Below are 22,669 nucleotides of genomic sequence, written 5' to 3'. Positions count from 1 at the left end.
GCGCCGCCCCGAGCCGAGGGGCGGCGCGCAATCGGTCATTCAGCCGGCCGGCGAGGCCGGCGTGCCGGTCGCTCAGCGGCGGAAGTCGCCGTGCCGCCCGTCGCCGTCGTGGCGGTCCCCGTCGTGGTCGTGCCGGCCGTCGCGGTCGTGACGCCCGTCCCGCCCGTCGTGGTCGCGTCGCCCGTCCCAGCCGTCGTGGTCGTGGCGGCGGTCTCCGTCGCGTCGGTCGCCGTCGCGGTCGTGACGGCCCCAGGAGGTCTCGTCGACCAGCCGGCCGCGCTCGTCGCGCAGCGTCGCCGTGTCGAAGTTCTTGTCCCAGACGAAGCCGCGGCGGTCCTGGTAGACGTCGCTCCTGGAGTCCCGGCCCAGACCGGTGTGGACACGGACGGTCGAGCGGCCCTGCAGCAGGACGTGGTGGAAGGTGTAGGTGTGACCGTCCCGGTCGGACAGCGTCCAGTGGTCCAGGTTCACCGCCCGGCGGGAGTCGTTGGTGACGTCCGCCCACTCCTGGTTCAGCGACCGGTTGGACCGGCCGTCACGCCACGGGGAGGCGTGGTGCACGGCGCTGATGAACACCGAACCGTGGTACGCGCGGCCGGGCTGGGCGTCGGCGGCAGCGGCCGGCAGCGCGGCGCCACCGACGACTGCGGCGGCGACGGCCGCAGCGGCGGTCAGACGACGGACGGAAGCAGAAACGGACACGAGTGTCCCCCTTCGCAAGGGTGGGTGCACACCCCGGCACGGTGATGAAACCGCAGGCCGGCGAGGTGCGTTGTGCGGGTGGCGACCGGTCGGCCGCACATCCACACCCTGCACCGAACCCCCACGTCTGATGAGGGACATGCGTGGGTTCATTACAGATCCGACAGATATCCATAACTGTCGGCTGTATAGACCATTTACCCGCCGAATGCGTCATGTTGACGTCATGTGGGGCGCAAGATGCCCGAAAACACGGGAATACGGCATCTGTCCGCCAGTCTTCGCCACCCCACCGGCGAGGACGCCGTCATCAGAAAGTGAGTAACAGCCCGACGCGAAGGGGCGCCCCCGATCGGGGGCGCCCCTTCGCCTCGGATGTCCCGGTGGTCCGTCAGATGTCCCGGAAGATCTCGATCTGCGCCCCGATGGAGTTCAGGCGCTCGGCGAGGTCCTCGTAGCCGCGGTTGATGACGTAGACGTTCCGCAGGACGGACGTGCCGTCGGCCGCCATCATCGCCAGCAGGACGACCACGGCGGGCCGCAGGGCCGGCGGGCACATCATCTCGGCGGCCCGCCAGCGCGTCGGGCCCTCGACCAGGACCCGGTGCGGGTCGAGGAGTTGCAGGCGGCCGCCGAGGCGGTTGAGGTCCGTCAGGTAGATCGCGCGGTTGTCGTAGACCCAGTCGTGGATCAGGGTCTTCCCCTGGGCGACGGCCGCGATCGCCGCGAAGAAGGGGACGTTGTCGATGTTCAGGCCCGGGAAGGGCATGGGGTGGATCTTGTCGATCGGCGCTTCGAGCTTGGAGGGGCGGACGGTCAGGTCCACCAGCCGGGTGCGGCCGTTGTCGGCGAAGTACTCCGGCGTGCGGTCGTGGTCGAGGCCCATCTCCTCCAGGACCGCGAGCTCGATCTCCAGGAACTCGATCGGCACCCGGCGCACCGTCAGCTCCGACTCGGTGACGACGGCCGCGGCCAGCAGGCTCATCGCCTCGACCGGGTCCTCGGAGGGGGAGTAGTCGACGTCCACGTCGATGTCGGGCACGCCGTGCACGGTGAGGGTCGTGGTGCCGATGCCCTCGACCCGGACGCCGAGCGTCTCCAGGAAGAAGCACAGGTCCTGGACCATGTAGTTGGAGGAGGCGTTGCGGATGACGGTCACGCCGTCGTGCCGGGCGGCGGCAAGCAGCGCGTTCTCGGTGACCGTGTCCCCGCGCTCGGTCAGCACGATCGGGCGGTCTGGCCGGACGCCCCGGTCCACCTGGGCGTGGTACTGGCCCTCGGTGGCGGCGACGTCCAGCCCGAACCGCCGCAGCGCGATCATGTGCGGCTCGATGGTCCGGGTGCCGAGGTCACAGCCGCCGGCGTACGGCAGCTTGAAGCGGTCCATGCGGTGCAGCAGCGGGCCGAGGAACATGATGATGGACCGCGTCCGCACGGCCGCGTCGGCGTCGATCGCCGCCATGTCCAGCTCGGCCGGCGGCACGATCTCCAGGTCGACGCCACCGTTGACCCAGCGGGTCTTCACGCCGATGGAGTTGAGGACCTCCAGCAGCCGGTAGACCTCCTCGATGCGCGCGACGCGGCGCAGCACGGTGCGTCCCTTGTTGAGCAGGGACGCACAGAGCAGCGCCACGCACGCGTTCTTGCTCGTCTTGACGTCGATGGCCCCGGACAGCCGACGGCCGCCGACCACACGCAGATGCATCGGACCCGCGTATCCCAGAGAGACGATCTCGCTCTCCAGGGCTTCACCGATTCGGGCGATCATCTCAAGGCTGATGTTCTGGTTTCCGCGCTCGATGCGGTTGACCGCGCTCTGACTGGTGCCGAGAGCCTCCGCGAGTTGCGCCTGTGTCCAGCCTCGGTGTTGCCGGGCGTCACGGATGAGCTTGCCGATGCGTACGAGGTAGTCGTCTGACATGAGGTTGAGGCTATCTCAGATATGAGATGGGGCATCCCGGGGGGCCCATTCGGGTGATGCCCCGTCAACCCCGCCTCTCCGTACGGGTGCGCCGCCATCCGAAAGGTCCGGGCAAATCCATCGATGTCGTACGACGTCCGGTGCTGCTGTGCGTGTGCCGCGGTCCGTTCTTGCCACCGGTGGTGATGGACCAGGAGTGCCGGTTGATGTTCAGCCGCACTCCGGGAAGGATCCGGAAACTCTTGCGGAACGTGAGGGGCATCGCGCCTCCTTTCACTGGGTGCATGACATCTCCCGGTTACCCCGAGTCGGCCCGCTGATGGCTCGCTGATGGCTCGCGTCGCCGGATCGGGGCGCGACGGGTCCGGGCCCGGGCATGACCATCCCGCCCCCATGTACTAGAGTTATCTCGACATCGAGATATCTGCCGAGGAGCACCGCAGTCGCACGCCGCCATCAGTCTGGCAGTAAGGGTTACCTAACTTAGCCTTACCTTAGCGGATCGGCCGAGATGCCGTGGCGGCAGGATCGTGGTGGTACGCGCACATCAATGAAGGAGACTGTCGTGTCGGCGAACAGCTTCGACGCCCGCAGCACGCTGCAGGTGGGCGACGAGTCGTACGAGATCTTCCGGCTGGACAAGGTGGAGGGCTCGGCCCGGCTGCCGTACAGCCTCAAGGTCCTGCTGGAGAACCTGCTCCGCACGGAGGACGGCGCGAACATCACCGCCGACCACATCCGCGCCCTCGGCAACTGGGACTCGCAGGCCCAGCCCAGCCAGGAGATCCAGTTCACGCCGGCCCGCGTGATCATGCAGGACTTCACCGGCGTGCCCTGCGTCGTGGACCTCGCCACCATGCGTGAGGCCGTCAAGGAGCTCGGCGGCGACCCCGCGAAGGTCAACCCGCTCTCCCCGGCCGAGCTGGTCATCGACCACTCCGTCATCGCCGACAAGTTCGGCACCCACGAGGCCTTCGCGCAGAACGTCGAGCTGGAGTACGGCCGCAACCGCGAGCGCTACCAGTTCCTGCGCTGGGGCCAGACCGCGTTCGACGACTTCAAGGTCGTCCCGCCGGGCACCGGCATCGTCCACCAGGTGAACATCGAGCACCTGGCCCGCACGGTCATGGTCCGCAACGGCCAGGCCTACCCCGACACCCTCGTCGGCACCGACTCGCACACCACCATGGTCAACGGCCTGGGTGTGCTGGGCTGGGGCGTCGGCGGCATCGAGGCCGAGGCCGCGATGCTCGGCCAGCCGGTCTCCATGCTCATCCCGCGCGTCGTCGGCTTCAAGCTGACCGGGGAGCTCCCCGCCGGCACCACCGCCACCGACCTGGTGCTCACCATCACCGAGATGCTCCGCAAGCACGGTGTGGTCGGCAAGTTCGTGGAGTTCTACGGCGAGGGCGTCGCCGCCACCTCGCTGGCCAACCGCGCCACCATCGGCAACATGTCGCCGGAGTTCGGCTCCACCGCCGCGATCTTCCCGATCGACGACGAGACGATCAAGTACCTCAAGCTCACCGGCCGTTCCGAGCAGCAGCTCGCGCTCGTCGAGGCCTACGCCAAGCAGCAGGGCCTCTGGCTGGACCCGAAGGCCGAGCCGGACTTCTCCGAGAAGCTGGAGCTCGACCTCTCCACGGTCGTCCCCTCCATCGCCGGCCCGAAGCGCCCGCAGGACCGCATCGTCCTCGCGAACGCCGCCCAGCAGTTCGCCAAGGACGTGCTCAACTACGTCGACGCCCCCGTCGCGCAGAGCCCCGCCGCCGCGGCCTCCCCGGTCGACGAGGCGAGCGCCGAGTCCTTCCCCGCCTCCGACGCCCCGGCCTACGGCAACCAGGAGAACGGCGCCGGCGCCCCGCAGCACGGCCAGGGCACCGGTGCCGTACCGTCCAACCCGGTCCAGGTGACCGCCCCCGACGGTTCGACGTACGAGATCGACCACGGCGCGGTGACGGTCGCGGCCATCACCTCCTGCACCAACACCTCGAACCCCTACGTCATGGTCGCCGCCGCCCTGGTGGCCAAGAAGGCGGTCGAGAAGGGCCTGACCCGCAAGCCGTGGGTCAAGACCACCCTCGCCCCGGGCTCCAAGGTCGTCACCGACTACTTCGACAAGGCGGGCCTGACCCCGTACCTCGACAAGGTCGGCTTCAACCTGGTCGGTTACGGCTGCACCACCTGCATCGGCAACTCCGGCCCGCTGCCGGAGGAGGTCTCCAAGGCCGTCAACGACCACGACCTCGCCGTGACGTCGGTCCTCTCCGGCAACCGCAACTTCGAGGGCCGGATCAACCCCGACGTCAAGATGAACTACCTGGCCTCCCCGCCGCTGGTCGTCGCGTACGCCCTCGCCGGCTCCATGAAGGTGGACATCACCAAGGACGCCCTGGGCACCGACCAGGACGGCAACCCGGTCTTCCTCGAGGACATCTGGCCCTCCGAGGCCGAGGTCAACGACGTCGTGGCGAACGCCATCGGCGAGGACATGTTCAACAAGTCCTACTCCGACGTCTTCGCCGGCGACGCCCAGTGGCAGGCGCTGCCGATCCCGACCGGCAACACCTTCGAGTGGGACGCCGAGTCGACCTACGTGCGCAAGCCCCCGTACTTCGACGGCATGACGATGGAGACCACCCCGGTCTCCGACATCACCGGCGCCCGGGTCCTGGCCAAGCTGGGCGACTCGGTGACGACCGACCACATCTCCCCGGCCGGTGCCATCAAGGCCGACACCCCGGCCGGCAAGTACCTCACCGAGCACGGTGTGGAGCGTCGTGACTTCAACTCCTACGGCTCCCGCCGAGGCAACCACGAGGTCATGATCCGCGGCACGTTCGCCAACATCCGCCTGCGCAACCAGATCGCGCCGGGCACCGAGGGCGGCTACACCCGCGACTTCACGCAGGACGGCGGCCCGGTCTCCTTCATCTACGACGCCTCCCGCAACTACATCGAGCAGGGCATCCCGCTGGTCGTCCTGGCCGGCAAGGAGTACGGCTCCGGCTCGTCCCGCGACTGGGCGGCCAAGGGCACCGCGCTCCTCGGCGTCAAGGCCGTCATCGCCGAGTCGTACGAGCGCATCCACCGCTCGAACCTCATCGGCATGGGCGTCCTGCCGCTGCAGTTCCCGGAGGGTGCGAACGCCGAGTCCCTCGGTCTGACCGGCGAGGAGACCTTCTCCTTCACCGGCGTCGAGGAGCTCAACGACGGCACCACGCCGCGCACGGTCAAGGTCACCACCGACACCGGTGTCGAGTTCGACGCGGTCGTCCGCATCGACACCCCCGGTGAGGCCGACTACTACCGCAACGGCGGCATCATGCAGTACGTGCTGCGCTCGCTGATCCGCAAGTAAGCGGCGGCGCAGGGCAGTTAAGTGCCGGAAGGGCCGTATCCCCGTATGTCGGGGGTGCGGCCCTTCCGTCGTATCCGCCCGATGTCATCACCCACCCTCAGGCTGAACACAGGGTTCCGACAGCGGACCGGGACAGTATCGAGACATGTCAGGCACCCTGGGGACCCGCACCGGCCACCGCGTCCACGCGCTCGTCGTCACCACCGAGCCCGCCCACACCGACGCGCCGCCCGCACCTGCCGCCGTCGCCGAGGCGCGCCGGCGGCCCTGCCCGGCCGAGGGTGTGCGGGCGCCAGGCGGCAGGCGGGATGCCAGCTCGGGGTTCGCGGCGGGCTCGGACGGCGTGCGGGTGCCAGGGGGCGCGTGGGGCGCCGACTCTGGGTCCGCGGCAGACCCGGAGGGCGTGCGGGCGCCAGGCGGCAGGCGGGATGCCGGCTCGGGGTTCGCGGCGGGCTCGGACGGCGCGTGGGCGTCAGGTGGCGCGCGGGATGCCGGCTCGGGGTCCGCGACGGGCCCGGACGGCATGCGGGCACCAGGCCGCACGCGGGACGCCGGCTCGGAGCCCGTGGCAGGGCTCGGTCACGGCGGCGGCCGACGGGGCGATCGCGGGGGCGACGAGCCCTTTGCCGACTGCCGTGGCCTCGTCGCGGACGCCGCCCGGCGCCGTGCGCGCCGCACAGGCGGGCGAGGCCGGGGCCGGGCGCCCGTAAGGCACTCCGCACGCGGCGCGCGCCACGCCAACAGGCCGGCGGAGGGCGGCAGATGACCGCCCGTCCGCGCGGCCGCTCCCTGCGCACCCGCCTGCTGCTCTTCGTCACCGCCACCCTGGTCGCCGTGTGCGCCGCGATGGCGGGCACCACGGCGCTCTTCCAACGCTCGTATCTGATGGGCGAGTTGGACGACCGGGTCGGCGACGAGGTGGCCCGCGGCCTGGGCCGGGCCGAGCTGTCTCCGCACGACCGGACGAGCCTGTCCTTCCTCACCGAGAACGGCCATCCCGCCGGCCTGCTCGCCGCCCGGCTGGACGCGCAAGGCGGCGTCGTGTCGGCGGCCGTCGTCCGCCAGGACGCCCCACCGCGGAACCTGACCGCGGACCAGCGCGCCGCCCTGCGCGGCATCGCGACCGACGGGTCCGAGCACACCCGTACCGTGCCCGGACTCGGCGTCTACCGGATCGCCGCCGTGCGGTCGGGCGACGTACGCGTCCTGGCCGGACTGCCGATGGACGACGTCCGGAACACGATCGGCGGACTCCTGGCGGCGGAGGCCGCGGTGGCGGCGGCCGGTCTGGCGGTCGCGGGCGTCGTCTGCGCGGTGGTCATACGACGGCAACTGCGCCCCCTGGGCCGGGTCGCCGCCACCGCCGCCACGGTCACCAGCGTGCCCCTGGACCAGGGCGAGGTCACCGGCCTGACCCGGGTCCCCGTCCGGGACACCGACTTCGGCAGCGAGGCCGGCCAGGTCGCGGCCGCCCTCAACCGGATGATCGACCATGTGGAGACCTCCCTCGCCGAGCGGCAGCGCAGCGAGGAACGCATGCGGCGCTTCCTGGCCGACGCCGGTCACGAACTGCGCACCCCGCTCGCCTCCATCGCCGGCTACGCGGAGCTGATGAACCGCGGCACGGACCGGGTCGAGCCGGTGCTGGCCTGGCGGACGGTGTCGGCGGAGTCGGCGCGGATGACCGGGCTGGTGGAGGACCTGCTGTTGCTGGCCCGGCTGGACGGCGGACGCCCCCTGGAGCAGTCCGAGGTCGATCTCGCGGCCGTCGCCGCCGAGGCGGTGTGGCAGGCCCGGGCGTCGGACGACGACCACCACTGGCAGCTCGCGCTGCACCTCGACGACGCGCCCGCCCTCGTCACCGGGGACCGGACGAGGCTCCACCAGGCGCTGGCCAACCTGCTGGCCAACGCGCGCATGCACACGCCCGCCGGCACGACGGTCCTGGTCGAGGTCGAGGCGACGGGGGAGCGGTGCGTGGTGCGGGTGCGGGACGACGGGCCCGGGATCGCGCCCGAACTGCTGCCGACGGTCTTCGAACCCTTCACCCGCGCAGGCTCCTCCCGGACCCGGTCCCCGGGAACGAAGGGCGGATCCGGACTGGGGCTGGCGGTCGTCAGGGCCGTCGTCTCGGCGCACGGGGGTCTGATCGACGTGGAAAGTGCTCCGGGCCTAACGGAGTTCACCGTCCAACTCCCGCTGCTCGCAGACCCGTTCGCGGTGGAGTCTCCAAGCGGCACGCATGCCGTGCACTGAGCGCGTCCGTACGGTCTGCGCCCGAACTCCGCTCAGGGTTCACGGCGGCGGACATTCCGGCGGTGCGGCGGCTGAGACGGCGTCGTATTCGAGTGGCAGGCCGCGCCGGGCGTTTACAAGCGGGCTCGACAGCGCTAACTTCCCCCACAGGCAGGGTGGGAGCGCTCCCATAAAGGTGACGGACCGGAACCCGCCGCCCTCGGGGCCGTTCCCACCCCGCTCGGCAGCTCACGCGCACCCCGCACCCGCATCCGTACGGTCGTACGCGAAGGATGACAACTGTCATGATCCTGTCAACACCAAGAACGGGTCGATTAGCGTCCTCGGCGCGCACCCGGGCCCTCTTCCTCGTCCTGGTCTCCCTCCTCGCCACGCTCCCGGCCCTCGCCCTCGTCGTCACGGCGGGAGGCAGGGCGGAGGCCCACGGCACCCCCATGAAACCCGGCAGCCGCACCTTCCTGTGCTGGCAGGACGGCCTCACCGACACCGGTGAGATCAAGCCGGTCAACCCGGCGTGCAAGGCCGCCCAACAGGTCAGCGGCACCACGCCGTTCTACAACTGGTTCTCCGTGCTGCGCTCCGACGGCGCCGGCCGCACCCGCGGCTTCGTCCCGGACGGCGAGCTGTGCAGCGGCGGCAACCCCAACTTCACCGGCTTCAACCTCCCGCGGAGCGACTGGCCGGTCACCCACCTCACCTCGGGCGCGACCGTCGACTTCTCCTACAACGCCTGGGCGGCGCACCCGGGTTGGTTCTACGTCTACATCACCAAGGACGGCTTCGACCCGACCAAGCCGCTCACCTGGAACGACATCGAGGACAAGCCCTTCCTCACGATCGACCACCCGCCCCTGAACGGCACTCCGGGCACGGTCGAGGCCAACTACTCCTGGTCCGGCAAGCTCCCCGACAACAAGTCCGGGCGTCACATCGTCTACATGGTCTGGCAGCGCTCGGACAGCGCGGAGACCTTCTACTCCTGCTCCGACGTCGTCTTCGACGGCGGCCACGGCGAGGTGACCGGCATCCACGACCCGGGCAACCCCACCGACCCCGTTCCGGGCACCTGCTCCGCCACTCGCAGGACCACCGGCAACTGGAGCGGCGGCTACCAGTCCGAGGTCACCGTCACCAACACCGGTGACGTCCCCATGCTGGGCTGGATGGTCGACTTCACACTGCCGGGCGGCCAGTCGGTGGCGAGCCTGTGGAACGGCAACGCGACCTACACGGGCCAGGACGTGATGGTCCACAACGCCGACTGGAACGGATCACTGAGCCCGGGACAGAGCACGACCTTCGGGTACGTCGTCCGGGGCGACGGAGGTGATACGGCGACCACCCTTCCCTGCCAGGTCGGTTGAACCGCCGGGTCGTTTGAACCCGCCGGGTCGGTCGAACTCTCGGGCCGGTCGACCCGGCAGACGCTCGGGCTCGGGGCGGACCCGGTGGCGGCATGACGCTCCACCGGGTCCGCGAGCCGGGCAGGCCGGGGGAGTACCTGTCCGGATGGTGCTGGCTTGTGGCGATGCCGCGGTGCGACGACGACAACGTTGTCTATTGGTCTGCACATGACTTTACCGCGTCAACCGACAACGCTGTCAATCGAGTTGGCCTGCCGGATTGGCCCGTACGGATGCCCTTCCGGTGCGCCCCCGCCTGCGGACGCCCTCTTCCGTGATACGCGTGACGCACGCTACTGTCCCTGCGGCTTGTGCGACCCGTGGTGCGCGACCCGTCCGAAGGAGGAGGGGCCGCGTCATGCGCCTGCGCCCTGCGTCCCTGCTGCTGGCCGCCGTTCTGGCGGTCACCGGTGCCACGCCCGCCCTGGCGGCCACCGCGGCACCCCCCGAACTGCTCAAGGACCCCACCCCGTACGTCGATCCGCTCATCGGCACCAAGAACGGCGGGGACGTCTTCCCGGGCGCCGTCGCCCCGTTCGGCATGTTCTCCTTCAGCCCGGAGAACACCAGAGGCGACGCCACCCGCACCGCCGCGCCGGGCGGCTACCAGTACGACGCCACCCGCATCAGAGGCTTCAGCCTGACCCACATGTCCGGCACGGGCTGCGCGGGCGGCAGCGGCGACATCCCGTTCTTCCCCTACGCCGGTGAGGTCACCTCCTCGCCCGCCGCCGACACCAAGGACGCCGTCTACGCCTCCGACTTCCGCCACACCGACGAGACGGCCGAGCCCGGCCACTACAAGGTCGGCCTCGCCTCGGGGGTCACCGCCGACCTGACGGCCACGGCCCGCACCGGCTCGGCGCGGTTCACCTACCCCGCCGACAAACCGGCCTCCCTGCTCATCCGCACCGCCAACTCCGAGGTGGGCTCCACCGACTCCTCGGTCACCATCGACCCGAAGACCCGTACCGTCTCCGGTTCGGTGACCTCCGGGAACTTCTGCGGCTATCTCGACCCCGAAGGCCAACGCGCCTACTACACGCTGTACTTCACCGCCCGCTTCGACCGCGCGTTCAAGGCGACCGGCACCTGGCAGGACGACAGGCTGAACCCGGGCTCGACCTCGGCCTCCGGCGGCACCGGCGGCTTCTCCCACGGCGGGCGGCCCGTCGCGGGCAAGGGGGCGGGCGGCTACGTCGAGTTCGCGCCCGGCGACGGCCCCGTCGGCGTCAAGGTCGGCATCTCCTACGTCAGCCGGGCGGGCGCCGAGGCGAACCTCGCCGCCGAGAACCCGCCGCACCGCTCCTTCGACGCGGTGCGGGACGCGGCCCGCCGGGCCTGGCGCGACCGGCTGGACGCCATCCGCGTGGGCGGCGGCACCGACGACGAGCGCACCACCTTCTACACCGCGCTCTACCACTCCCTCCTGCACCCGAACGTCATCAGCGACGCCGACCGCCGCTACCGCGGCAGCGACGGCGAGGTGCACACCGTCGGCGGCGGCCACCGGGCGCAGTACGGCACCTTCTCCGGCTGGGACGTCTACCGCGACCAGGTGCAGCTGCTCACCCTCCTCGACCCGCGGACCGGGTCCGACATCGCCCAGTCCCTGTACGAGCTCGCCGGGCAGAACGGCGGTGTCTGGGACCGCTGGCTGCACGGCGCGAGCGGCACCCACGTCATGAACGGCGACCCGTCCCCGACCGCCCTCGCCGGCATCCGCGCCTTCGGCGGCACGGACTTCGACCTGCGCGGTGCGCTGAAGTCCCTGGTCCGGGCGGCCACCGTGCCGACCGAGCAGGACCTGTCCCCGGCGGGCAAGCCCGTGCTGTCGGTCGGGCAGCGCCCCTCCCTGGACAAGTACCTGAAGCTGCACTACATGCCGTCCGTCTCCAACGCCTGGGGCGGCGCCGCGGAGACCCTGGAGATGTCCGGCGCGGACTTCTCGCTCTCCCAACTCGCGGCCGCGGCGGGGGAGAAGGACACCTCGAAGGCCTTCGCCGAGCGCGCGCAGTGGTGGCAGAACAACTTCAACATCGCCGCGGACCCGACCGGCGGCTACATCGCCAACCGCAAGGCGGACGGCAGCTGGGTCACCGGCTTCACCCCGTCCACCGGCAACGGCTTCGTCGAGGGCACGGCCGCCCAGTACACCTGGATGGTCCAGCACGATCCGGCCGGCCTCTTCGCGGCGATGGGCGGCAAGGACAAGGCGCTGGCCCGGCTCGACGCCTTCTTCCACGACAGCGACGGCGGCTGGTCCTTCACCGGCGGGGGCGGCGACAAGTCCGAGCTGGACAACGAACCGTCGATCAACGTGCCCTACCTGTACGACTACGCGGGCGCCCCGTACAGGACGCAGGAGACCGTCCGCGCGGCGATGAGGCAGCTGTGGTCCACCCAGCCCGGTGGCATCCCCGGCAACGACGACCTCGGCGCGATGTCCTCCTGGTACGTCTTCTCCGCCCTCGGCATGTACCCGCAGGTCCCCTCCCGCGCCGAACTCGCCCTGGCCTCACCGCTGTTCCCGCGCATCGAGATCGACCGCCCGCACGGCAACGACATCTCCGTCCGGGCGACGGGCGCCGCCGCCGACGCCCCGTACATCACCTCGCTGAAGGTCGACGGCCGTACCAGCGGGCGTCCCTGGCTCCCGGCGTCCTTCGTGCGGGACGGCGGACGGCTGGACTACACGCTCTCCGGCACGCCGGACAAGACCTGGGGCGCCGACCCGTCCGACGCGCCGCCCTCCTTCCGCGCGGGCGAGCAGCCGTACCAGATCGGCGTCGGTCCGACCACGGCGACCGTCGCACCGGGCGGGAGCGCGAAGGTCGACATCCGGGCGCTGTCGATGAGCGGGGGTGCCGGCCCCGAGGTGCGGTTCAAGGTCGAGACGCCCGACGGGATCACCGCGACACCCGCCCAAGGGACGGTCGCCGACGGGAAACAGGAGATCACCCTCGCGTCGAGTGCGGACACCAAACAGGGCTACTACGACGTCAAGGTCACCGTCACCTCGCAGGGCACCTCCTACGAGCAGCCCGTCGCCCTGACCGTCGCGGCCCCCGGCACCCTGCTCGCCGCCTACGACAACACCGGCGTCTCCGACGACGAGGGCGACCACGACGAAGCCGACTACGACGGCGGCGGCTGGAGCTACTCCCGCCAGGCCCTCGCGGCGGCCGGGCTCACGCCGGGCGGGCAGGGCACGGTGCAGGGCCTCTCCTTCACCTGGCCCGACTCCCCGAGCGGCCGCCCGGACAACGTCTCCGCCGCCGGCCAGACCATCCAACTCCCCGCACCAGTGCGCAAGTTGTCCTTCGTCGGCAGTGCCGTCAACGGCAACCAGCAGACCCGGGCCACCGTCACCTACTCCGACGGCGGCACCGACACCGTCGACCTGTCCTTCACCGACTGGACCGTCGGCGGAGGCGGCGGCACCGTCCAGTACGGCAACGAGGTCGTCGCCAGGACCGCGTACCGCAATGTCGCCGGCGCCGACAAGGACCCGGTGGCGACGTACGTCTTCGCCACCAAGCCCTTCACGGCGCCGGAGGGGAAGACCATCGCGAGCGTGAAGCTGCCGCAGAACACGGACCTGCACGTGTTCACTCTCGCGACCGGCTGACCTCCAACCTGTCGGCCAGCCAGTCGAGTTGGCGGCGCACGTGCACCGCGTCGCCGCCCTCGTGGCCGTTGTAGGGATAGGCGCGGATCTCCTTGCGGGGGTCCGCGCCGCTCCGTTCCGCATACCGGTTGAAGGCCGCGTACGCCCCGCTCGGCGGGCACACCGTGTCGCGCAGGCCGACCCCGAAGTGGGCCGGGGCGTGGGCGCGGCGCGCGAGGGAGATCCCCTCCACGTAGGAGAGGGTGCGGTACGCGGCCTTCTCGGCGCCGCGATGGACGGCGAGGTAGGCCGCGATCTCGCCGTACGGGCCGACGTCGGTGAGGTCCAGGGCGCGCCGGATGCCGCACAGGAGGGGGGCGGTGACCAGGACCGCCGCCAGGTCCGGTGTCAGACCCGCGACGGCGAGGGCGAGTCCGCCGCCTTGGCTGTTCCCGACGGCCGCGACACGGCTGCCGTCCACTCCAGGCAGGGCGCGCACGGCCGCGACCGCGCGCACCGCGTCCGTGATCAGCCGACGGTAGTGGTAGTCGCGCGGGGCGAGCAGGCCGCGCGCCGCCGCGCCCGGGCCGCCCGGCGAGGAGCCCGCCTGCGGGTCCGGGGTGTCGCCGCCGCAGCCGTACTGGTCGCCCTGGCCGCGGTTGTCCATGAGCAGATGCGCGTATCCGGCGTTCACCCAGGTCAGCCGCTCGTGGGGGAGGCCTCGGCCGCGTCCGTACCCGGCGTACTCGACGACCGCGGGGAGGGCGTCGCGGGTCCCGGCCGGCCGGCTGAACCAGGCGCGCACCGGATCCCCGGCGAAGCCCCTGAAGGTCACGTCCCAGGTCTCCGTCAGCCGCAGGCCGGTCCGTACCGGAGTCATCGCCGCCAACGGCTCCGGCCGGCCGGCCTCTTGGAGCGTGCCGAGCCAGAACTCGTCGAAGTCGGCGGGCTCCTCGACGTCCGGACGGTAGTGCTCCAGCTCGGTCAGCGGCAGGTCGAACGCGGGCACGGCCACCTCGCAGGAGTCGGACGGGGCATGGAAACTTGCGGAGTCCTACCCAGTCGCCCGCGTCTTTCAACTCCCTTCATCTGTCTCAGAAGTCTGCTGCAGCACCCATTGACAGCGCTTTCTAACAGCCTCTAAGTTGCGCCAAGTTACCGGTAAGAGCTCGAAAGTTTCGGCCACTTCTCCGCCCCCGGGAGGACCGAGCATGAGCACCACCACCAAGACGGCGCCGCCGCCGGGCACCCGGAACGCACACGAGCCCGGGGCCCGACCGGCCGGGCGCGGCGGCCGGCGCCGGGCACTGCGCCGCGACTGGCAGCTGTACTCGCTCGCCGTCCTGCCGCTGCTGTTCTTCCTGGTCTTCCGCTATCTGCCGATGATCGGCAACGTCATCGCCTTCCGGCGCTTCGAGCCGGGCGGCTCGATGTTCGGCGAGGAGTGGGTGGGCCTGCGCTATGTGCGCATGTTCCTCAGCGACCCGACCTTCTGGCAGGTGTTCCGCAACACGCTGTGGCTCGGCGGGCTCACGCTGGTCTTCTGCTTCCCGATCCCGATCGTCCTCGCCCTGCTGCTGAACGAGGTGCGGCGACGCTCGCTGAAACGGTTCGTGCAGTCGGTGTCGTACCTTCCGCACTTCCTGTCGATCGTGATCGTCGCGGGCGTCACGATGCAGATGCTCGCCACCGACGGCCCGGTCAACCACGTCCTGGGCTCGCTCGGCCACGACCCGATCCGCTTCATCCAGGAACCCGACTGGTTCCGCACCATCTACGTCGGCTCCGAGATCTGGCAGACCGCCGGCTGGGGCACGATCCTCTACCTCGCCGCGCTCACCACGATCGACGAGGACCTGTACGAGGCGGCGCGCATCGACGGCGCCAACCGCTGGCAGCAGATCTGGCACGTCACCCTGCCGGGCATCCGCCCCACCATGATCACGCTGCTGATCCTCAACATCGGCACCTTCATGGCGGTCGGCTTCGAGAAGGTCCTGCTGCTCTACAACCCGCTGACCTACCCGACCGCCGACGTGATCTCGACCTACGTCTACCGGGCGGGCGTCGAGTCCAACAGCTTCAGCTACGCCGCCGCCATCGGCCTGTTCGAGGCGGTCATCGGCCTGGTCCTGATCACCTCCGCCAACCAGCTCTCGCGCCGCACGGTGGGGACCAGCCTGTGGTGAAGCCGAGCCGTGCCCACCGGGTCTTCCAGGTCGTCAACGGGGTGGTCCTGACCCTCGTCGTGGTGGTGACCCTGTACCCCTTCGTCAACATCCTCGCCCGCTCCTTCAGCGGCGAGCGGCAGATCCGGGCCGGCGAAGTGACCCTGTGGCCCAAGGGGTTCAACCTCACCACGTACCGGATCGTCTTCCACGACTCGATGTTCTGGCGGAACTACGGCAACACCGTCTTCTACACGGTCGTCTCGACCGCCGTCGCCATGGTCCTGACGACCTGCTACGCCTACGTCCTGTCCAAGAGGCACCTTCGCGGACGCACCGTGCTCGTCGGCGTCGCCGTGTTCACCATGTTCTTCACCGGCGGCCTGATCCCCAACTACATCCTGGTCACCTCCCTCGGTCTGAAGAACACCGTGTGGGCGATCGCGCTGCCGAACGCGATCAGCGTGTTCAACCTCCTGGTGATGAAGGCCTTCTTCGAGAGCCTGCCGACCGAGCTGGAGGAGGCCGCGCAGATCGACGGCCTGAGCACCTACGGCATCCTGCTCAGGATCGTGCTGCCGCTGTCCAAGGCGGTCGTGGCGACGATGGTGCTCTTCTACTCGGTGTCCTTCTGGAACTCCTGGTTCAGCGCCTTCCTCTACATGGACAGCACGGACCTGATGCCGGTCACCGTCTATCTGCGCAACCTCATCGCGGGCGCCACCGGAGGCGGCAACGCCGGCGCCACCACCGAGCAGCTCAGCCAGGTCGGCGCCAGCATCCAGGCGGTCGCCATCGTGCTCACCGCGCTGCCGATCATCTGCGTGTACCCCTTCGTCCAGCGCTACTTCGTCTCGGGCGTGATGCTCGGCGCGGTCAAGGGCTGATCCCAGCAACTCACCCACGGAACAAGGGAGTTCCACGTGAAGAACGCAGGAGAGCTGTCGCGCCGGCAGATCCTGGCCGCGGCCGGGTTCGCCGGTCTCGCCACCCTCACCGGCTGCGGCGGCGGGGACGGCGGAGGGGACTCCAAGGACCTGTCGAAGAAGCGGAACGGCGCGATGAAGGAGTACCGGGCCGGACAGCGGTTCAAGGCGACGAAGCCGCTGTCCTTCTCGATGCTCCACAACGACAACCCGGTCTACCCGCTCAAGAAGGACTGGCTGTTCTGGAAGGAGGTCACCAAGCGCACCGGGATCACCCTCCAGCCCCTCGACGTGCCGCTGGCCGACTACGAGAAGAAGCGCAGCGTCCTCATCGGAGCGGGCGACGCCCCCTTCCTGATCCCGAAGACCTACCACCCCTCCGAGGTCGCCTTCGTCTCCTCCGGCGCGATCCTCCCGGTCAGCGACTACACGCACCTGATGCCCAACTACCGCGCCAAGGTGCGCAAGTGGAATCTGGAGCCGGAACTCGACTCCATCCGCCAGTCCGACGGCAAGTACTACCTGCTGCCCGGCCTGCACGAGAAGCCCAAGGCCGGCTACTCGCTGTCCTTCCGCACGGACGTCCTCGACAAGCTCGGCCTGAGCCTGCCGACGACCTGGGACGAGGTGTACGACGTCCTGAAGGCACTCAAGCAGGAGTACCCCGGCAAGTACCCCTGGACCGACCGCTGGAGCACCAACACCCCCTTCCCCTGCGGGGCGTTGTTCAGCTACCTCGGGCAGGCGTACGGGGTCAAGGCCGGCTGGACCTACGACAACATCAGCTTCGACACCAAGGCGAACCAGTTCGTCTTCACCGCCGCCCAGGACGCCTACCGCGCGATGGTCGAGTTCCTGAGAAAGATCGTCGCCGAGAAGCTGCTGGACCCGGAGAGCTTCACCCAGCAGGACGACCAGGCCGTGCAGAAGCTGCTCGCCGAGAAGTCCTGTGTCATCAGCGCCAATCCGCAGGAGCTGGTGCAGAACTACCGCTACAACCTGAAGAAGCAGGTCAAGGGCGCGAAGATCGAGATGGTGCCGGTGCCCCTGGGACCGGCCGGCCCGATCGTGCTGAGCGGCGTCCGGCTGGAGAACGGCGTCATGATCTCGAGCAAGGCGCTCATGAGCGACGACTTCGTGGCGATGATGCAGTTCGTGGACTGGCTCTGGTACTCGGACGAGGGCCAGGAGTTCTGCAAGTGGGGCGTCGAGGGCGTCACCTACACCAAGTCCGGTGACACCTACCGCCTCAAGCCCGGCATCTCCCTCATGGGCTCCGCCCCGGACGCCCCCAAGGACCTGCAGAAGGACTACGGCTTCTTCAACGGCGTCTTCACCTACGGCGGCAGCTGGAAGCTGGTCTCCTCCTCCTTCGGCCCCGATGAGAAGAAGTTCCAGGACGCCATGTCGCAGCGCCGGCAGCTGCCCGTCGACCCCGCCCACCCGCTGCAGTCCGCGGAACAGGAGCAGGCGACGCTGTGGGACACCCCACTGAAGGACCACGCCATCCAGAACACGCTCAAGTTCGTCCTCGGCAAGCGCCCGATGTCCGAGTGGAACGCCTACCTGGGCGAGCTGAAGGCGAAGAACATGCGGCAGCTCGTCGACCTGCACAACAAGGCCTACGAACGGTTCAAGAAGGAGAACGGGTGACCCCCGGGGAACCGGCCGACGCCTTCCGCAGGGAGCCCCGATGAGCGCAGAGGCGACCGCCTTCGGCGACGGCCCCCTCTCCCGTGCCGTCGCCCTGGTGCACACCCTCGTCACCGTCGAGGCCCTGCTGCTCGTGGCCGCCTCACCGGCCCTGGCCGGCCTGTTCATGCTGGGCCCCGACCCGTCCAACCTCCCCCTCGCCGCCGTGGCCCTGCTCCCGCTGGGCCCCGCCCTGTCGGCCGCCGTCTACGCCCTCCACCACCGCGACCGGGACCTCACCGACCTCCGTCCCGCCCGCGCCTACGCGCGCGGCTGGCGCCTGAACGCCCTGCCGGTGCTGCGACTCTGGACGCCCCTGCTCGCCTGGCTGACCGTGATCGCCTTCACGCTCACCCACTTCTCCGCCAGCGGCCTGCCCGGCTGGTGGGCCGCTCTGCTGGCCGCCATCGGCGTCGGCTCCCTCCTCTGGGGCGCCCACGCGCTCGTCCTGACCTCGCTGTTCACCTTCCGCGCCCGCGACACCGCCCGCCTCGCCGCGTACTTCCTGCTGCGGCACGGCAGGGCCACCCTCGCCGCGGCCTCCCTGCTCGTGCTCGCCGCCGGACTGACCGCGCTGCTCACCGAGGCCCTGCCCGCCCTGCTGGCCGCCCCGCTGCTGCTCTCCCTGCTGTACGGCAGCCGTCGGGTGATCGCCGAGACCCAGGAGGACTTCACCGCATGACCCGCAAGGTCCGGTACGGCGGCGACTACAACCCCGAGCAGTGGCCCGAGGAGGTCTGGGACGAGGACCACCGCCTGTTCACACGAGCCGGGATCGACACCCTCACCGTCGGCGTCTTCTCCTGGTCCCTCACCCAACCGGCGGAGGACTCCTACGACTTCACGGGCCTCGACCGCGTTCTCGACCGTGCCGCGGCCGAGGGAAGAAGCGTCTGCCTGGCCACCGGCACCGCCGCCCTCCCGCCCTGGCTCGCCAGGAAGTACCCGGACGTCAACCGCACCGACTTCGAGGGCCGCCGCCACCGCTACGGCCAACGGCACAACTTCTGCCCCAGCTCACCCGCCTACCGCCGCCTCGCCACCGCCATGGCGGCCGGGCTCGCCGAACGGTACGCCGCACACTCCGCATTGCTCTCCTGGCACATCAACAACGAGTACGGCGGCTCCTGTTACTGCGACCTGTGCGCCGATGCGTTCCGGGACCGGCTGCGCGGCACGTACGGCACCCTCGACGCCCTCAACGACGCCTGGTGCACCGCCTTCTGGTCCCACCGCTACACCGACTGGGCCGAGATCGAGCCCCCCAGCGCCCTCACCGAGCACTGGCACGGCCCCGACCACACCGCCTTCCAGGGCACGACCCTCGACTGGTTCCGCTTCACCACGGACGCCCTGCTCGGCTGCTTCCTCGCCGAGAAGGAGGCGATCCGCCGGCACGACCCGGACACCCCCGTCACCACCAACTTCATGGGCATGTTCCGCCCCCTCGACTACCACCGCTGGGCGCCGCACCTCGACTTCGCCTCCTGGGACAGCTACCCGCCCCTCGACGCCCCGCCGACCTGGCCCGCGCTCGCCCACGACCTGATGAGGGGCCTCAAGGACGGCGCCCCTTTCTGGCTGATGGAACAGACCCCGTCGACGACGGCCTGCCGTGACGTCAACCCGCTGCGCCGGCCGGGGGAGCTGCGCCTGGCCACCTTCCAGGCCATCGCCCACGGAGCCGACGCGACCCTGTACTTCCAGATGCGCGCCTCACGCGGCGCCTGCGAGAAGTACCACGGGGCGGTCATCGGCCACGCGGGCCGCGACGACACCCGCGTCTTCACGGAAGTGGCCGCTTTGGGGCAGGAGTTGACAGATCTTGGTCCCGTGACGCTGGGCGCCCGCACCCCCGCCCGCACCGCCCTGCTCTTCGACTGGGACAGCTGGTGGGCCCTGGAGATCTCCGACGGCCCCTCCCGGCTCGTGAAGTACCAGGAGACCGTCCACGGCTACTACCGGGCCGCCCGCGAGGCCGGCGCCGACGTGGACGTCGTACCGCAGGACGCGGACCTCACGCCGTACGACGTCGTCCTCGCCCCCGTCCTGCACATGGTCAAGGGCGACCTCGCCACACGTCTCGAAGCGGTGGCCCGGCGCGGCGGAACGGTCCTGGCCACCTTCCTCTCCGGCCGCGTCGACGTACACGACCGCGCGTTCCCGACCGACGTGCCCGGTCCGCTCGCCGCGCTCATGGGGGTCCGCGTCGACGAATGGGACGCCCGGCCGCCGGAGTTCGTCCAGCCGATCCCCGAACTGTCCGCCGAGGCACGGCTCGTCTTCGAGCTCGTCCTGCCGCGCGGCGCCGAGACCGTCGCCACCTACGGCACCGACTTCTACGCGGGCACACCGGCGGTGACCAGACACGAGTACGGCGAGGGCGAGGCCTGGTACGTCGCCACCGCCCTCGACCGGCAGGGCGTGGACCGGGTCGTGCGCCGCGTCCTCGACCGGCATGGACTGCTCGGCCCGTACGCCGGGCACCCGGCCGTGGAGACCGCACATCGTGTCGCCCCGGACGGCACCCGACTGCTCTTCCTCCTCAACCACGCCCAGGAGGCGGCTCACCTGACCGCGCACGCCACGGCGACCGACCTGCTGACCGGCAAGCGGACGGAGGAGGGCGCCGCCGTCACCCTCGACCCGCTCGGCGCGGCGGTCCTGCGCCTTCAGTAGACGGTCCGCCCCCGCAAGTCCGGCACCCCGGACTTGCGGAAGAAGTAGCTGTTGACCTGGTCCCGCCACTCGCGGGCGCTGCGGAGCTGCTCCTCGTACCGCTCCGCCACCCGCGCGTGGCGCGCAGGATCCACGCGGCCCTTCAGCGAGGCCCACACGGCCATCGCCGCCTCCACCTCCGCCACGCCCTCGAAGTGTGTGTCGTAGATGTGCTGGATCACGGTCCTGCCGCTCTTCAGGACGTGCCCGTAGGGCACGTGGTGGAAGAACAGCAGCAGCTCGTCCGGGCAGGTCCCGGGCGACTCGTACGTCTCGGCCCACGGCGTCGCGTACTGCCCCGCGTACCCGGTCCCGGTGGCGCTGCTGCGGTCCACCCCGACCCCGTCCCGGTCGGCGAAGTGGTAGGTGCCCCACGGGCTGTACTCGTACCCGTCGACGCTCGGCCCGTAGTGATGCCCCGGCTGCACCATGAACCCCACGCCGAGGGGCGCGGTGTACTTCTCGTACGTGCGCCACGAGCCGTCCAGCACCGCGTGCAGCTCCTTCGCCGGGCCGTCGGCGCCGAAGGTGAGCCCGATCCACTCGTCCAGGATCGCGCCCGGGTCCGCGTCCGGCCGCCAGGCCAGCCGCCCGAAGGTGTAGAGGTTGGCCTGGGCGAGGGGATGTCCGGTCCAGAAGGGGTCGTCGCCGACGTTGGAGACGGCCACCAACTCCTCGAAGCCGCGCCCCGTCGCCGAGCCGAACCGCAGCACCTCGCTCCACATCGGCCCCAGCCAGCACACATGGCGCTGCTGGCCGGTGTACTCCTGTGTGGCCTGCAGCTCCACCGCGAGGGCGGTGTGCGGCATCGCGCCGATCAACGGAGACACCGGCTCCCGCACCTGGAAGTCCATCGGCCCGTGCTTGACCTGGAGCACCGCGTTCGGCGCGAACCGCCCGTCCAGCGGCACGAAGTGGTCGTACGCGGCCCGCGCCCGGTCCGTCGTCCGGTCCCGCCAGTCCTGGCGGTGGTCGTAGACGAAGGCCCGCCAGTGGACCGTGCCGCCGTGCGGCGCGAGCGCCCCGGCCAGCATGTTCGCGCCGTCCGCGTGAGTGCGGCCGTAGGCGAACGGCCCGGGCTGTCCCTCGGAGTCGGCCTTCACGACGTATCCGCCGAAGTCGGGGATCGCCTCGTACACCCGGGCCGTCGCCATGGCCCACCACTGCCGCACGCTGTCGTCGAGGGGATCGGCCGTCTCCGGTCCGCCGAGCACGATCGGCGCGGCGAAGGTGACCGACAGGTGCGTCCGGATGCCGTACGGCCTCAACGCGGCCGCGATGTCGGCGACTTCACCGATCCGGTCGGTCAGCAGACGGGCCTCGGTCTCGTGCACGTTGACGTTGTTCACGGCCACGGCGTTGATCCCGCAGGCCGCCAGCAGCCTGCCGTACGCCCGTACCCGCTCGAGCTCCCCGCGCGCCCGGCCGTCCGCCCAGAACAGCGATCCGCCCGCGTACCCACGCTCCACCTGGCCCATGACCGGGTGCACGGCCACGTTGTCCCAGTGGTCCAGCATCCGCAGCGCGAGCGCCGGGCGGTGCTCCTCCGTCCGCCGTTCGCCCCGGAACGCCGCCTCGCCGAGCCGTACGACGTGGAAGAAGCCGTACAGCAGCCCGCGCCCGCCGGACGCCGTGACGGTCGTGCGTCCGTCACGGCGTCCGAGGGTGAACGCCTCGCTCCCGTCGTCGCCCGTCGCCTCCAGGACGAGTTCGGGGTCGTCCTCCACGACAGCGCCGCCGAACCGGGCGCAGGCCTCCGCCAGCTCCCCGCGCACCGTCTCCACCAGCGGGCCCGATCCTCGGATCAGGACCCGCCGGCCGCCGGCCGGCCGGAACGCCTCCTCAGGAAGCCAGGCCGGGTCGACGCCGTCGGGCAGGACGGGCACGGGAAGCGGCATGAGACCCCCAACGC

At 70.5% G+C, this 22,669-nt stretch carries 14 protein-coding genes; 9 read left to right on the top strand and 5 right to left on the bottom strand.

All coding sequences use genetic code 11. The features are described from left to right. Positions 1–72 precede the first annotated feature (72 nt). From ACIGDI_RS29215 to ACIGDI_RS29205, 3 genes are all read right to left on the bottom strand, one after another. Positions 73–702 (bottom strand): lamin tail domain-containing protein, encoded by a 630-nt coding sequence (locus ACIGDI_RS29215; protein WP_399902665.1) that lies wholly within the window; start codon positions 700–702, stop codon positions 73–75. A gap of 391 nt (positions 703–1,093) precedes the next feature. Further along, a complete protein-coding gene (locus ACIGDI_RS29210; RefSeq protein ID WP_399902662.1) occupies positions 1,094–2,623 on the bottom strand; it encodes a helix-turn-helix domain-containing protein in 1,530 nt (509 codons plus the stop codon). A 64-nt stretch (positions 2,624–2,687) separates the two neighbouring features. Next, positions 2,688–2,885, bottom strand: a complete 198-nt coding sequence (locus ACIGDI_RS29205; protein WP_351476984.1) for a DUF4236 domain-containing protein — start codon at positions 2,883–2,885, stop codon at positions 2,688–2,690. Between the two features lie 303 nt (positions 2,886–3,188). On the opposite strand from ACIGDI_RS29205, the gene ACIGDI_RS29200 reads away from it, so the two are divergent. The 4 genes from ACIGDI_RS29200 (at position 3,189) to ACIGDI_RS29185 (ending at position 13,274) form a co-directional block, all read left to right on the top strand. Next, entirely contained in the window at positions 3,189–5,984 is a 2,796-nt protein-coding gene (locus ACIGDI_RS29200) for an aconitate hydratase (protein WP_399902659.1), read from the top strand. A 762-nt stretch (positions 5,985–6,746) separates the two neighbouring features. Beyond that, the gene (locus ACIGDI_RS29195; protein ID WP_399902656.1) at positions 6,747–8,240 is read left to right on the top strand and encodes a sensor histidine kinase; all 1,494 of its coding nucleotides are present in this window, start codon (positions 6,747–6,749) and stop codon (positions 8,238–8,240) included. 284 nt (positions 8,241–8,524) lie between these two features. Further along, a complete protein-coding gene (locus tag ACIGDI_RS29190; protein WP_399902654.1) occupies positions 8,525–9,604 on the top strand; it encodes a lytic polysaccharide monooxygenase in 1,080 nt (359 codons plus the stop codon). A 397-nt stretch (positions 9,605–10,001) separates the two neighbouring features. After that, entirely contained in the window at positions 10,002–13,274 is a 3,273-nt protein-coding gene (locus ACIGDI_RS29185; protein ID WP_399902651.1) for a GH92 family glycosyl hydrolase, read from the top strand. Here the strand turns inward: ACIGDI_RS29185 and ACIGDI_RS29180 are convergent. After that, the gene (locus ACIGDI_RS29180; protein WP_399902648.1) at positions 13,255–14,262 is read right to left on the bottom strand and encodes an acetylxylan esterase; all 1,008 of its coding nucleotides are present in this window, start codon (positions 14,260–14,262) and stop codon (positions 13,255–13,257) included. The genes ACIGDI_RS29185 and ACIGDI_RS29180 overlap by 20 nt on opposite strands. A gap of 202 nt (positions 14,263–14,464) precedes the next feature. On the opposite strand from ACIGDI_RS29180, the gene ACIGDI_RS29175 reads away from it, so the two are divergent. The 5 genes from ACIGDI_RS29175 to ACIGDI_RS29155 are packed head-to-tail and all read left to right on the top strand — an operon-like array spanning position 14,465 to position 20,718. Further along, the gene (locus tag ACIGDI_RS29175; protein WP_399902645.1) at positions 14,465–15,442 is read left to right on the top strand and encodes an ABC transporter permease; all 978 of its coding nucleotides are present in this window, start codon (positions 14,465–14,467) and stop codon (positions 15,440–15,442) included. Further along, the gene (locus ACIGDI_RS29170) at positions 15,436–16,308 is read left to right on the top strand and encodes a carbohydrate ABC transporter permease (RefSeq protein WP_399902642.1); all 873 of its coding nucleotides are present in this window, start codon (positions 15,436–15,438) and stop codon (positions 16,306–16,308) included. Before ACIGDI_RS29175 ends, ACIGDI_RS29170 begins: the two co-directional genes overlap by 7 nt. A gap of 36 nt (positions 16,309–16,344) precedes the next feature. Further along, complete coding sequence (locus ACIGDI_RS29165) at positions 16,345–18,000, top strand: extracellular solute-binding protein (RefSeq protein ID WP_399902640.1); 1,656 nt, start codon at positions 16,345–16,347, stop codon at positions 17,998–18,000. A 40-nt stretch (positions 18,001–18,040) separates the two neighbouring features. Beyond that, entirely contained in the window at positions 18,041–18,721 is a 681-nt protein-coding gene (locus ACIGDI_RS29160) for a hypothetical protein (protein ID WP_399902637.1), read from the top strand. Next, positions 18,718–20,718: a beta-galactosidase gene (locus tag ACIGDI_RS29155; protein WP_399902634.1), complete on the top strand. Its 2,001-nt coding sequence runs from the start codon at positions 18,718–18,720 to the stop codon at positions 20,716–20,718. The genes ACIGDI_RS29160 and ACIGDI_RS29155 overlap by 4 nt, the downstream gene beginning before the upstream one ends. On the opposite strand, the gene ACIGDI_RS29150 is transcribed toward ACIGDI_RS29155, so the two are convergent. Beyond that, positions 20,712–22,655, bottom strand: coding sequence for an alpha-glucuronidase (locus tag ACIGDI_RS29150; protein ID WP_399902631.1), 1,944 nt, complete (start codon positions 22,653–22,655; stop codon positions 20,712–20,714). The genes ACIGDI_RS29155 and ACIGDI_RS29150 overlap by 7 nt on opposite strands. Positions 22,656–22,669 lie beyond the last annotated feature (14 nt).

The sequence above is a fragment of the Streptomyces sp. NPDC085900 genome, assembly GCF_044540925.1.
GTDB lineage: Bacteria > Actinomycetota > Actinomycetes > Streptomycetales > Streptomycetaceae > Streptomyces > Streptomyces gilvifuscus.
Note: the sequence above shows the minus strand (reverse complement) of the source record. Positions and strands in the feature narration are given on the sequence as shown.